Source organism: Microcoleus sp. CAWBG640 (assembly GCF_020883015.1).
In the GTDB taxonomy this organism is placed as follows: Bacteria; Cyanobacteriota; Cyanobacteriia; order Cyanobacteriales; family Microcoleaceae; genus Microcoleus; species Microcoleus anatoxicus.
In genome coordinates, this window is the sequence record NZ_JAHRFC010000046.1 from 1 (window position 1) to 12,691 (window position 12,691).

Here is a 12,691-nt window from a genome sequence, read left to right on the forward strand (position 1 = left end):
ACATTCCTTCTTTTTACGATGAACCTGCTTACATTCAGCTAATGGCAGATTTGGTGGAAGAGGAAATTAAGAATGATTTAGCAGTAGCACATTTGCCTTCTCAGATTGGAATTGTGCTGATGAATCACGGTTGTCCGCACAAGGCGAAGGGCTTCACTTCCGGGATTGTGGAAAGTCAAGCTTTGTACGATCGCGTGCGGGAACGTTTGATGTATCGCTATCCTTTGATTTCGGTGGGCTGGCTGAATCACGACACACCGCTGATTGAATGGACACAACCGGATGCGACTTTAGCTGCGAAGAATTTGATCGATTTGGGTGCAACTGCGATCGTGTTTATGCCGATCGGATTTGCGACAGAAAATCACGAAACTTTGTTAGATGTAGATCATGTGATTGAGGGTTTGCAGAAGCAACGTCAGGGAGTTACTTATCGGAAATTGCCTTGCGTGAATGACCATCCTGAGTTCCTGAAAATGGCGGCGGAGTGGGCTAATCCGCAGATTGAAGCGTTGTTGAGTGAAAGTGCGATCGCGGTGAATCCAAATTTGGTTGTCCGGGATCACGTACATTCTCATGGGGATCATGGGCATAATCATGGGGATCATGGGCATTCTCACGGCGATCATGGGCATAATCATGGTGGGCACGGGCACAATCATTAATTAGGATCTGAGAAACCGGGTTTTTTGCGAAAATACTGCGTTGAAGACGACAGATTAAGTAAAAAACCCGGTTTTTTTTGTGGGAGTGCGTGAGTCGAGATTGATTTAGGTGAAAAGGGCGATCGGCCTTTGGTTGTTTGGAGAAGGGGCGATCGGCTTTTTGATCGGCAGGTGTGAATTCTTAGGAATCACGCAACATCCCGCAGAGATATTGCGCTAAAATAAAAACTAAAGTTTTTCCAAAATTTGAAAAATTGAGAAACTCTCAAACTCAACTACCGCCCCATCTGCAATTCTCTTAGAAAACGGAAGTTGTATTAATGACATCCCACACCTTAAACCTACCCATTCAACTACAGCAAGAAGCTGAAAAATTGGCGGCACTCCAAGGCATTTCCCTCGATGGGTTTATTCTCTGGGCTGTAGCTGAAAAAGTCGCTACCCTCAACCAGCGGAATGACGATCGCGCTTTTCCTGAAATCACCTATGTGCGAGGCGCTAGCGGCGAACTCATACCCGTTTTGCGAGGTACTCGGTTGCGGGTGCAAACAGTAATCATCGCAGCTCAAAAATGGGGTTTTTCGCCAAACCAAATTGCCGATGAATATGACATTAGTGAAGCTCAAATAAACGAAGTTCTCGCTTTTTATGCAGCCCACTCTCAGGAAATAGACGCATCTATTGCCACCGAGCAAATTATCGAAGCTGCCAATGTCTAAACCGCTATTGCATCTGGATGCTGATACTTCTATTAAAGCTTTGCAAGCTGCCCTTTTATCTCGCAGTCACGATGTCACTCGAACACCGACTGAGTGGATGCCTTTAGATGCTAGCGATGATGTTCAATTACTAGAAGCAACAGCGCGAGGGCGGTGTATTTTCACGTTTAATATCCGCGATTTTCAGGTTTTATCTCAGCGCTACCCAGAACATGGTGGCATCATTTTGGCGGCTCAAAACAGTTGGACATTATCTAGTCTAATTGCTTCGCTCGATCGACTGCTGTCAGAAACACAAGCTGCTGACTGGAAAGGGCAAGTCCGCTGGCTTAATCAGTGGCGTACCTAATTTTATCTTGATATTGAGGCAAAAAGTCGATCGCGGTCAAGGAAGATTGGGAACTTTGCTCATACCACCAATTCTCTCACAATTGCACCTTCGGAAATGCTCAATTCATCTGCCATCGGCTCTAAGTAAAGTTCGATCGCTTCTTGGATATTTGCCAATGCTTCGTCAATCGTTTCCCCTTCACTGATGCAGCCTGACAGTGAGGGAACATAGACGGTATATCCACCTTCGTCACTGGGTTCTAATACGACTTTGATGTTCATAATTTCGGTGTCATGAGCGCTGACTTTTCTATTATAGATGATTTCGGACGATCGCACTATCATAGCAAATAGCTGTAGGGTGCGTCGCCATCAGATATCTTCAAATGCGATCGAACATCTCACAGCGACGCACCTACAAAATGTACCACCATCAGATATCTTCAAAATAGGTAAGTCAGCGGAAGAACTGATGCTTGCTGACAACCTCTCAAATCTTGATGAGTTGCTTGAAGCTATTAGAGAAAAAATATGACTGCCAAAATAATTACTGATACTGCACTAGAGCGAATTTTAGCAATTAAATGGGAGCCTGACGATAGTCGCGTCAACTCTCACATTGCTCTTTTGCGAGAATACTTGAGGCGTGCGGCACTGTGGGCCAAGGCTTTAGATTGTACAGATGAATGGCCGTTTTTTGATGTGGCTGCTCATATCTGCCCTTTAGAATGTGCCGATGAAACTAAGGTTAAAGTGCTTAAGACTCATTTCACAGAGACACCGTTTTATGTGGCGGGTATAATTGAGAAAACCTGCGAGTGGTTCCTCCATTGGGATCGGATGAAAAATTTACCAAAAGTTAGTGAATTTACTTTACCTGAACCCTACGAACCTCTAATCATAATGTATGAACGCGGTGGCATATTCTCTATGGAACATGGATTTTTTGATTTTGCTGTTGGGAGTTTTCCTAGAGGTAAATGGCAGCAATACGACGAAAAAATTGCAGCAGAGTGGGCAAATCCTAAAATTGAAGCGTTGTTGAGTGAAAGTGCTGTGGCGGTGAATCCGAATTTGGTTGTCCGCGATCATGGGCATTATCATGGGGATCACGGGGATTCTCATGGGAATGGGCACAGTCATTAATTAGGATTTGAGAAACCGGGTTTTTGCGATAATACTGCGTTGAAGACGACAGATTAAGTAAAAACCCGGTTTCTTTGGTCGGAGTGCGTGAGTCGAGATTGATTTAGGTGAAAAGGTCGATCGGCCTTTGGTATTTTTAGGGAAAGGGCGATCGGCTTTTTTACAAGCAAGTGTGAATTCTGCTACCGGATCTCTTTAAGCTGATTGTAATTTTGGGGTACTGGTGCATTCAAACTCGGCTTTTCAAAACGAACAGCTTGACCGAGTATCAAAATGATGATCGTCAAGACAACAAAGAAAGACTGCGAACCTTGGAAGGGTTCGACTAATTCATTGATTTTGTAGAAATTGCCACAGTCGCACAAGCGGATGTTCGAGTCTTCAGGGTGGGAATGCCAATTGCAGGGTAATTTTTTGAGGCTGGAATTGTCTTTGTAAGGGCAGGTAGTCATCGGATTTTTCCTCGTCAAGTAAAGAGTGTTGATGTATTGAAGATTGGCAATATTTAGCTGTGGGGAGGCGATCGCATTTGAACGCGATCGCCAATCTTTTAAGATTCAGTCCGGTGAGGGAAGTGAATATTCAACATCAGAGTTGGGGATATTACAGAACCCGGACAACAGAGGTTATGAGCCCTATACCGCGTCAATAGAGAAAATTTTCCTTTGCTGAGTTTCTGTTCTTCAACGAGTTTCGGTTTACCCCCACGAATTTTGTATAGGCTGTCCACTGCGGCTTCTCCGGCAATGAAAATATTCACGTTGTACAATGAAGAATGACAATGGATTCCAGTGGCTGTGTCCGGTGGCATTTGGATCAGAAGCATCTCCAACAAGCAGCAGGAAAACAGCCGAATGTAGCTATAGCCGCGCCAGTGAGTCTCAATTAGTTCTGGACAAAGTTGTTGGATTTGGGACCACTTCTCGCTGGAAGTGTTGGCTTGCAAGAGAATGAGGAGAATTGCCCAAAGCAGGATGAGGCCGTTAGCCTGTCGGGGTTTTTCCGACGGGCGATCGTCATGTAATAAGTCGTCCATGATGCTACCTTGGAGGTGTATTTATTTGACTAGCGGCGGCTCCTCTGTGGAACGCCGTTTTTTGTGAGCGCTTATCTATTCATTTGCAGATATATCTACAAATGAATATCTAAATAGTAACCACGTTGCACAGAAGTGTCAAGTGGCTTCAATAAAAAAAGCAAAATGTAAATTAATGTTAATAAAATGCTCGATTCTGCATAAAAATCCAATCAGGTGCAGATTATTATAATAATATGCAGTATCATAGGTTATATGGATATGCAAAACCTTGACAAGTCTAAATTTGAGCAAACTTTCGCGGAACTGCCAGCCAAGCGCATGAAGGTGTTGCGGATGCTATTGGCTGGTCAGACGGATTCGGTGATCGCCCAGTCCTTGAATATTGAGCCCGGAACCGTCAGAACCCAAATTGCACAGATATGCAAAGCTTTCGGGCTAAACGACTCTTCAGGTGAACGTCGCTCTAGGCGGGCTGACTTGATGACCGTTTTTGCCAAATACAAGCCTGAGCTAGTGGGCGAAAAGTCCAAACCCTTTGATTCAGAACCAGAAGCAGAGGAAACAGCAACCAAAGTGATATCAAATTCATATTCGGATCGCACTGGTGAAAACATTCATTTTCGGACACCCAACTCTCCAAAACCTGATGACACTCAAACCAGATTTTTTACGCTAGTGTTAAGCGGTACTGTTAACGAAGTTGACAGGGCACGAGCGGAAGCTATTATTGCTCATTTAAAAAATGTTGTGGGAGATGTCGAGATGACACTAGAGGAAATCAAACCAGGTAGTGTATTGCTAGTTCTCAGCAGTTCCCCCGAAGACATTGAGGTGGTTGAGTGGATGTTCAAAACCGGGCAACTCCCAGAGTTATTAGGGTTTCCTGTTTTGGATGTGCGTTTAGAAAGTGTCTCAGAAGTTGGGTACGATCGCAACTCTTCAACGCCTCAAAACACTCAGTCTAGATTTACGCTAAAGTTAAGCGGCACTGTTAAGGAAGTTGACAGGGCAGGAGCGGAAGCAATTATTGCTCATTTAAAAAATATTGTGGGAGATATCGAGGCGACATCAGAAGTTGCGATCGCACCCAACTGTATCAACTTAAGCCAATGGTTCCAAAATGTTATTCAACCTGGTTGGCAGACACTTGAAGAATTCTTAAAAACACAGCAATCGGGTTTAGATTTCTGTTTTAGGCCTGCTGATGTCGTTGAATCTACTAGAGTTGCCAAGCTGATTGACTTTGGGGTGCAACTAGCCAAACATCGAGTAGCACTGGTTATTAGCATTACTCCAGAAAGTAATGAAAAAGTGGGAATTAGGTTACAAATTCATCCCGTAGACAGGCAAACTTATCTACCACAAAATATTCAACTGATTGTCCTAGATGAATTCCAAGAAACTTTTATGACAGTACAATCTAGACAAGCTGATAATTGGATTCAGTTAGAGTTCAGTGGCGAAGCGGGTGAACCCTTTAGTATCAAAGTTGCACTTGACAATACCAGATTCACCGAAAATTTTGTAATTTGAATTAGTATAAGATATCGAAAAAAACAGCAATGAGTAAGTTAGTTATCTTAAAAATCGGCGCTGGTGAATTGGAACAAGGTTTTCCAGTCACGCTACAGATTGCAGAAGATGGTTATTTTCCATTGACTGAAATCAGAGGTATGTTGCCACCAGCTCCAGAAATTTACCAACACTATAGCAGTTGGCATTTAGCCTACAACACACTAAGATTAGGTATGCGAAGGCTGGAACGGAGATTTGCACAAGCTACCAACTTTTCTATGGTTGATATTAAAGAAAAAGCCCAGATATTAAGCCATAGCCTAAATGAGTGGCTTAACTCAGAGCTGTTTCGTCCTATTAAAGAACAACTACTTGTAAACTTAGCTCCATCTGATGAATTCCGGTTCATAATTCAAACTGGAGATACTCGACTGCGACAACTGCCTTGGCATCTCTGGAATTTTTTTGAACTTTACAACAAAGCTGAATTTGCTTTCAGTTCAAATCAATATAAACGAGGCGAAAAAGCAACCAAAGCAATCTCTCGAAATACAGTTAGAATTTTAGCTATTCTTGGTAATAGTACAGGCATTAACATAGAGCAAGAACTAGAACTATTGAAGAAGTTACAAAATTGCGAAATTACATTTCTTGTAGAGCCGCAGCGAAGCGAGTTAAACAGATATCTTTGGGATGAAAAGGGATGGGATATCCTATTTTTTGCTGGTCATAGTTCGAGCCATAACAATTTTGAACAAGGTCGAATTTGTATCAATCAGATGGATAGCGTAACTATTGAAGAATTAAAATTTGCTTTAATAAAAGCCATCAAACAGGGGCTTAAATTGGCAATTTTTAACTCCTGTGATGGATTAGGATTGGCTTGCGAATTAGAGGAATTGAACATTCCACAAGTTATAGTCATGCGAGAGTCAGTTCCCGATCTAGTTGCACAAGAATTTTTAAAACATTTTCTTGTGGCGTTTTCAAGCGGAAAGTCTTTGTATGTTTCGGTGCGGGAAGCACGGGAAAGGTTGCAAGGTTTAGAGGATCAATTTCCTTGTGCAAGTTGGTTGCCTGTGATTAGCCAGAATCCTGCTGAAGTTCCCGTGACTTGGCAAGAGCTTCAACGCAGCACTAAGGCGATATCCCCAGAAATAAGCACCTTGGCAAAAAATGAGTTACTACTGGCGGGTGCTGTAAGTTTTTTAAATGAATTTCTGCTTGCAGGTACTGTAAGTATTTTACTTGCAGGATCATGTTATTTGTTAAAAATTGACCTCATGTTGTCCGCGATATTGAGTCCCGTAGCTTCACACGTCATTACCGAAGGAGTGAAGCAATCCCAGAAGGTGAAGCTCACTAGGTTGCATAAATCAGAAGGTGAATTTCATGAGGTTTCATAAATGACATGAAAGGCATTTCCCTCGATCGCTTTATTCTCTGGGCTGTAGCCGAAAAGTCGCTACCCTCAACCAGCGGAGTGACGATCGCACTTTTCCTCAAATCACCTATGTGCGCGGCGCTAGCAGCGAACTCGTGCCCGTTTTGCGCGGCACTCGCTTGCGGGTGCAAACAGTAGTCATCGCAGCCCAGAAATGGGGTTTTCCCCCAAACCAAATTGCGACTGAATATGACATCAGTGAAGTTCAAGTAAACGAAGTTCTCGCTTTTTATGCGGCCCACTCTCAGGAAATAGATGTATCTATTGCGGCCGAGCAAATTATCGAACCCGATAACTCGTCGGCGATATTCCCTTGAGGAGTTGGTTGAGGCGATCGCGCCAGAGAATCTTTATAATGAGATGGATAGTACAGTTGCTGTGGGTAACGAAGTTTGGTGACACAATCAAATCCTGGTGACGGTGCGAAGATTGGGAAAAAAACCCGGTTTCTTTGATAGTGCGCGGGCGACCAGAATTTGACAATTGACTATCCAGTTGTTACATTACCAACTTTTTCCTTAACTTGCGCTACTTTTGAATGGCTATCTCGCTGCAAAAACTCATCAAGTAACTCATAAAAACGATAAAATGCTAGTTCTTCATTGTTAGTATAAAACTCGATTATTCTTGCCCATGAACCTGATGTTGATACTTCATATCGCTTTTGCAACCAGGGTTGAAAGTCGCCATAAAATTCCATTTCCTTTTCTGTGGGTTCAACTCCCAACTCTTCTCTAGCTGTTCTATAACCGACTATAAACATAAAAAGATCGGTTGCAGAAGCTCGTCCGATATACATTCCTGGTTTTTTATGAATTTTATTCAACATCTCAAAAAGTCCGCTCATCTAAATAGTCTCCATAGATAGATAGATACAAACAACTTTAGTCTTCAGGTCTAAACACCCGCTCAAAAGGTTGATTTCGATAACGTCGATAAACATCAAAATCACTATCCAAAGTAGCAATTGCCGGAATATTCAGCCGTTCAGAAATAACAATTAGAGACAAATCAGCAAAATCTCCCGGTAAATCTGCATACCGTTCATTCAGTTCAGTAATCCGCGAAAAATCTTCAGGAAGCAATTGGATACATTCATAAAGTTCGATAGCAAGATCGCGAAGAAACTCATTTTGTGTACGCCAATCTTGACCAAGTAGCCACATAACCTCAGTGGCACAACTAGCAGTAGTTATCAGATTACTTGTACATCTTTCAAAGAAAACTCGCGCCTGTTGATGATAGCGATCTTTGACACTGTAGTAAGCTACTAGAACTCCACTATCTACAATAATTACAGGATGATAAGTCATTGCGGATGATATTGAGGATGTCTTTTCTGCAAATAAGTTTCGATCGCTTTTTTTCGATTTGCCCGTTCTGATAAATCAGGCGGCGCATCTTCTAACAGATGTTCAGGATGTCCCCCACGTCTTTCTACAATAGTTTGGCGCGGTTGCAAACTCAGCCAGCGTTCTTTAACTAAGCGTTTAATCAATTCATCGCTGGTAGTTTTCTCCCTTCCCAAAATTTCTACTAAATACACTTCTGTTTCCTTGTCCAATTCTATACTCAGCATGACAACCTCCGATTAATTATCCTAAATTATACATTACATTTTCGGTTCTTTCGTACTTACCATGCTATATTTTTAATCCTCATCCAAGTCGAAATTCTCTGGAACTAATCCATCGAAGCTATTGCGAGTAGGAAGCTCAGGCATATCTCCCAGCATAGCAACTGCTTCAGCAAGTAGATTCAGATTCTCTGGATCGGGGTGTTTTTGTGCTGCACGCACAGCCAAGATGACGATACGCAATCCTCCTCTCATGCGATCGACATCACGGGCTAGTCCATACATTGCTTGAAAGTCATTTTCCTCAATAATCCGATACTGTCCTGTTTTTGTCTGGAGGGTAGCAATGACACCATTGGCGATCGAACTGAGTGCTTCTGCGCCCTGCAAACGAAACTTCTCAAACGATGTCCAATTTGCACCGCTTCGCAACCTAAATTTTTTATTTGTAATTTGCATAGTTTCACCTCTTTACTATATGCTAACATAAACCCAACGAAAAAACAACGGCTATTAAATCCTAGCTTAAAATAATAGGACAGTCCTGGATACACTCCGACTAAAGAAACCGGGTTTTTTCCTGTTTTTGCGACGGTGAGCAAATATTCTCGCAAAAACCCGGTTTCTGACTACCGGTGCGTAAGTCCCACTTTAGTTAATCAGCGATCTTTTAGCGACACCACTCATACTGCTTGCTCTAAATCCATCGTTTATTTTACTCCGTTATTTATGCTTTCGTTAATATCTACGCAAATAATACGACCACAGACACACTAAAACCCGGTAACAAAACACTGGTTAAATTATCTTCCTTAAACAAAGTCATTGCTAATTTCAAAATCCCATTTTCCCGCAGGTAAACTTCAACTTTTTGCTGTACTCTGTCAAAAATCCAATATTCCCGCACACCCTGAACCGAATATAATTTTAACTTAGATTGCCGATCGCGCCTTTCATTTTCCTCACCCGGAGACATTACCTCAACCACCAACTCCGGCGCACCAGCCAAATGTCCAGACTCATCTAATATTTGTGCTAAACGCTCATAGCTTACCCAAACCACATCAGGGATAACATTGTCACCATCAGTGAAGATCAAACCAGCAGTGGTTGCAGCCTTACCTAAACCCGTCTCTATCGACCAATTATTTAAGGTTCTGCAAACATTGTCAACAATATTTTGATGTTCCCAGTGGGGGGCTCTTGTCACGACTAATTCTCCTTCGATTATCTCATAACGGTTGCCATTATCGGGTAATAATTCTAAATCAGCAGTTGTCCAGCGAACTCTTTCTGTAGTTGACATAGCTTTGACTCCGCTCTGTTCTATTTTGATTATATCTGATATCTTCCAGAAGTTCCTTGGGCGGGGGCGGGTTTATTATATTGTTGGTTTATAACATAAATTGTTGGTAAAACCCGCCCCTACAATGGCCTGTAGATACTGTCTTGATCTGTCAAGACAGTATCTACAGCCTTTTAACTATTCGGCCGCTGAATGATGGTTTCAACTACTCTGCGCTTGGCTTTTGGATCGATGCCTATTAGTCGCACGTATTCGCCACCGTGCTCCGCCAAACAAGTTTCCAAAGATGCAATCACTTGCTGTTCATCTGCGCTTTGAATGGTGGCGCAACTTTGCCATGAACCTGTTTTAAATCGGCGATTGTCTGCATATTCTATCCCGATTTTGCAGCCTCTTGTTAATAATTGTTGCACTTGTGCCAATACCTCGGAACTGAGCCGCGAAACCTTACTGTTACTAACTTCAGCAACTGGTGCAGCATAGGCTTTATAATATTTAGATGATGGATCGTTTAATTGACTTTGAGTCGGAACTTCGGCGGGTTGTTTTTCCGGTGTTTTCAAATTGAACAACCGCGATTGATTGTATTCATCGACTAAGCGCATTTCCTGAATCCGCTTTTGTTGTCCTACCATCAAACTGCCCATTTCTATTAAATGAGCGAGGCTGAAATTTGGGTTTTGAAAGCCGGGTGGTTCTTCCACACTGTTTACTAAACGCTTGGAAACTTGCTCGATTCCTATTTTGTGAATGAACTCACGAATCTGTTCGTCATAAATGCGCGATCGCAATGCACTGAAAAAGTCGATCGCCTGTTCGGAAAATTTATCCACCAAAGCCACAATATCGGCTTTCGACAAATTGTCAGACTCAAAAATGCCGCCCACAACCCCAATTTTATCATCCCGGCTCGGTTCCCAATAAAACTTCTCCATCCGGCCGTCGCGAATGAGTGGGGCGTACAGCGTGGCAAAGTCGTTTCCAGTCACAATAATCGGCACTCTATGCAAGGGAGTATCGTCATAACTTCCCGGTAACTGCACGTTATGTGGATTGTCAGCAATATTCATCAGAGTGGCATTGACCATCTGAGTATTAACAGTATACTGAGTAGTAGAATCGAATCTGCCAGCACCAGCATCCAAATCATTAATAAACACAGCGCACATTTCCCCGCGCACCCGAATTTGTTCCGCAGCTTCCCGATAGCGCAAGCGAATTAAACGCGAAGGATCTCCGGCATCGGGACTTTCTAATTCGCCTCCAGATATCATCACGGGTTCAAAACCCATGCGCCGGAAAACCAGTTCGCATTGAAATGTTTTGCCTTCTCCTTTGCGGCCGTGAATTCCCAATATTAGGGGAACTCTGACACCTGGTAAATTTAAAAAGTTTTTAGTGACGTGCACTGCAACTTTGTCGAGAAAACTAGGAGAAATATAATAACTCATCAGTAGATTTGTGGAAGATTAATTGCTTTTGCTGTTATGATTTTATGACAAAACTAACAGCCTACATCGTTAAACTGGATTTTTACCGTACAATCGAGACCTGCACATAATTTTTTAAGGAGCAATTCGTGAGTCCACAAACCTTACTAAAAGAACCCTTAGTCCAATCCGAAGCTAGTCCGTTTAGTTCCGAGAGCTTTGATAAATATGTAATGACAACCTACGGGCGCTTTCAAATCGCCCTAGAACGGGGCGAAGGTTGCCGTGTTTGGGATACCCAAGGCCGCGAATATCTGGATTTTGTCGCTGGCATTGCGACTTGTACTCTGGGACACGCTCATCCGGCTCTAATTGAGGCTGTAACCAAGCAAATTCAAACGCTACACCACGTTTCTAACCTTTATTATATTCCAGTACAAGGTGAGCTGGCACATTGGCTGGTAGACCATTCTTGTGCCGATCGCGTTTTCTTTTGCAACTCAGGCGCAGAAGCTAATGAAGCAGCGATTAAACTCGCCCGCAAGTATGCTCACGAAAAATTAAATATCTCTAATCCGACTATCATCACCGCCCATGCTAGTTTCCACGGGCGGACGCTGGCGACAATTACTGCAACGGGACAGCCGAAATACCAAAAGGGTTTTAGTCCTCTGATGCCGGGATTTCATTACGTGCCCTACAATGACATTGCTGCCCTGGAACAGGCGATCGCAGAACTGGACAAAGATGAACGCCAAGTCGCTGCCATTATGATGGAAGCGCTGCAAGGAGAAGGTGGAGTTCGCCCCGGTGATGTCGCCTACTTCCAACGAATTCGGGAAATTTGCGACGAAAAAGGTATTTTGCTGATTCTCGATGAAGTGCAAGTCGGGATGGGACGCAGTGGTAAATATTGGGGCTACGAAAATCTTGGTATTGAGCCGGATATCTTTACTTCTGCTAAGGGCTTGGGTGGCGGTATCCCGATCGGCGCTATGCTGTGCAAATCGAGCTGCGATGTATTTGAACCGGGAAGTCACGCTAGCACCTTCGGCGGCAATCCCTTTGCTTGTGCTGTGGCTTTGTGTGTCTGTCAAACTTTAGAACGGGAAAACCTTCTAGAAAATGTACAGCAACGCGGTGAACAGTTGAAAGCAGGACTGAACCAGATGGCGGCCACTTATCCCCATTTAATTGCTGAAGTGCGCGGCTGGGGCTTGATTGTGGGGCTAGAATTGCAAGCTGATATCCCCCTCACATCCGCTGATATCGTGAAATCGGCGATCGCCGCTGGTGTGCTGTTAGTTCCCGCAGGACCGAAAGTGCTGAGGTTTGTGCCACCACTGATTGTCACAGAGGCTGAAGTAGCCCAAGCTTTGGCAGCCGTGGAAAAAGCCCTTGCTTCCCAATCGGTTTAGTAAATCGACTGTTGTTTATGAAAGTCGGGATGGGATATTCCGACGACTATAAACATACATCGAGGGAAGATAAGGCTGCTGGTGGCGCATCTCAATGAAGTGT

At 43.4% G+C, this 12,691-nt stretch carries 18 protein-coding genes; 9 read left to right on the top strand and 9 right to left on the bottom strand.

Features of this window, described 5'->3' with window-relative positions:
* The 3 genes from AAFP11_RS20325 to AAFP11_RS20335 all read left to right on the top strand — a co-directional run.
* Positions 1-665 (top strand): ferrochelatase (locus AAFP11_RS20325; RefSeq protein ID WP_341738694.1); only part of this gene is annotated, 665 nt, incomplete at its 5' end.
* Positions 666-985: 320 nt separating this feature from the next.
* Positions 986-1,384 (top strand): DUF433 domain-containing protein, encoded by a 399-nt coding sequence (locus tag AAFP11_RS20330; RefSeq protein ID WP_341738695.1) that lies wholly within the window; start codon positions 986-988, stop codon positions 1,382-1,384.
* Positions 1,377-1,733 carry a DUF5615 family PIN-like protein gene (locus AAFP11_RS20335; RefSeq protein ID WP_341738696.1) on the top strand — a complete coding sequence of 119 codons (357 nt, stop codon included), beginning with the start codon at positions 1,377-1,379 and terminating at the stop codon, positions 1,731-1,733. The genes AAFP11_RS20330 and AAFP11_RS20335 overlap by 8 nt, the downstream gene beginning before the upstream one ends.
* Before the next feature lie 59 nt (positions 1,734-1,792).
* On the opposite strand, the gene AAFP11_RS20340 is transcribed toward AAFP11_RS20335, so the two are convergent.
* Positions 1,793-1,996 (bottom strand): type II toxin-antitoxin system HicB family antitoxin, encoded by a 204-nt coding sequence (locus tag AAFP11_RS20340; RefSeq protein WP_293212897.1) that lies wholly within the window; start codon positions 1,994-1,996, stop codon positions 1,793-1,795.
* A gap of 37 nt (positions 1,997-2,033) precedes the next feature.
* Here AAFP11_RS20340 and AAFP11_RS20345 point away from each other — a divergent pair, with 37 nt between their 5' ends.
* Positions 2,034-2,249, top strand: coding sequence for a hypothetical protein (locus AAFP11_RS20345; RefSeq protein WP_341738697.1), 216 nt, complete (start codon positions 2,034-2,036; stop codon positions 2,247-2,249).
* The gene (locus AAFP11_RS20350; protein ID WP_341738698.1) at positions 2,246-2,860 is read left to right on the top strand and encodes a hypothetical protein; all 615 of its coding nucleotides are present in this window, start codon (positions 2,246-2,248) and stop codon (positions 2,858-2,860) included. The genes AAFP11_RS20345 and AAFP11_RS20350 overlap by 4 nt, the downstream gene beginning before the upstream one ends.
* A gap of 182 nt (positions 2,861-3,042) precedes the next feature.
* Here AAFP11_RS20350 and AAFP11_RS20355 read toward each other — a convergent pair whose 3' ends face one another.
* A complete protein-coding gene (locus AAFP11_RS20355; RefSeq protein WP_341738699.1) occupies positions 3,043-3,312 on the bottom strand; it encodes a hypothetical protein in 270 nt (89 codons plus the stop codon).
* Between the two features lie 98 nt (positions 3,313-3,410).
* Positions 3,411-3,896, bottom strand: coding sequence for a hypothetical protein (locus tag AAFP11_RS20360; protein ID WP_341738700.1), 486 nt, complete (start codon positions 3,894-3,896; stop codon positions 3,411-3,413).
* Between the two features lie 261 nt (positions 3,897-4,157).
* Between AAFP11_RS20360 and AAFP11_RS20365 the strand changes: the two genes are divergently transcribed.
* The 3 genes from AAFP11_RS20365 (at position 4,158) to AAFP11_RS20375 (ending at position 7,175) form a co-directional block, all read left to right on the top strand.
* Positions 4,158-5,432 carry a DUF1822 family protein gene (locus AAFP11_RS20365; RefSeq protein ID WP_341738701.1) on the top strand — a complete coding sequence of 425 codons (1,275 nt, stop codon included), beginning with the start codon at positions 4,158-4,160 and terminating at the stop codon, positions 5,430-5,432.
* 29 nt (positions 5,433-5,461) lie between these two features.
* Entirely contained in the window at positions 5,462-6,820 is a 1,359-nt protein-coding gene (locus AAFP11_RS20370) for a CHAT domain-containing protein (RefSeq protein ID WP_341738702.1), read from the top strand.
* A gap of 109 nt (positions 6,821-6,929) precedes the next feature.
* On the top strand, positions 6,930-7,175 hold the full coding sequence (locus AAFP11_RS20375) for a DUF433 domain-containing protein (RefSeq protein WP_341738703.1): 246 nt from the start codon (positions 6,930-6,932) through the stop codon (positions 7,173-7,175).
* A gap of 170 nt (positions 7,176-7,345) precedes the next feature.
* Here the strand turns inward: AAFP11_RS20375 and AAFP11_RS20380 are convergent, their stop codons facing one another.
* From AAFP11_RS20380 to AAFP11_RS20405, 6 genes are all read right to left on the bottom strand, one after another.
* Complete coding sequence (locus AAFP11_RS20380) at positions 7,346-7,705, bottom strand: hypothetical protein (protein WP_341738704.1); 360 nt, start codon at positions 7,703-7,705, stop codon at positions 7,346-7,348.
* Between the two features lie 37 nt (positions 7,706-7,742).
* A complete protein-coding gene (locus AAFP11_RS20385; protein WP_341738705.1) occupies positions 7,743-8,171 on the bottom strand; it encodes a PIN domain-containing protein in 429 nt (142 codons plus the stop codon).
* Positions 8,168-8,437, bottom strand: a complete 270-nt coding sequence (locus AAFP11_RS20390) for a hypothetical protein (RefSeq protein ID WP_341738706.1) — start codon at positions 8,435-8,437, stop codon at positions 8,168-8,170. The genes AAFP11_RS20385 and AAFP11_RS20390 overlap by 4 nt, the downstream gene beginning before the upstream one ends.
* A 72-nt stretch (positions 8,438-8,509) precedes the next feature.
* On the bottom strand, positions 8,510-8,893 hold the full coding sequence (locus AAFP11_RS20395; protein ID WP_341738707.1) for a hypothetical protein: 384 nt from the start codon (positions 8,891-8,893) through the stop codon (positions 8,510-8,512).
* 286 nt (positions 8,894-9,179) lie between these two features.
* On the bottom strand, positions 9,180-9,740 hold the full coding sequence (locus AAFP11_RS20400) for a Uma2 family endonuclease (protein ID WP_341738708.1): 561 nt from the start codon (positions 9,738-9,740) through the stop codon (positions 9,180-9,182).
* A gap of 173 nt (positions 9,741-9,913) precedes the next feature.
* Complete coding sequence (locus tag AAFP11_RS20405) at positions 9,914-11,191, bottom strand: ribulose bisphosphate carboxylase small subunit (protein WP_341738709.1); 1,278 nt, start codon at positions 11,189-11,191, stop codon at positions 9,914-9,916.
* A 128-nt stretch (positions 11,192-11,319) separates the two neighbouring features.
* On the opposite strand from AAFP11_RS20405, the gene AAFP11_RS20410 reads away from it, so the two are divergent.
* A complete protein-coding gene (locus AAFP11_RS20410) occupies positions 11,320-12,588 on the top strand; it encodes an aspartate aminotransferase family protein (protein WP_341738710.1) in 1,269 nt (422 codons plus the stop codon).
* The last annotated feature ends 103 nt before the right edge of the window (positions 12,589-12,691 follow it).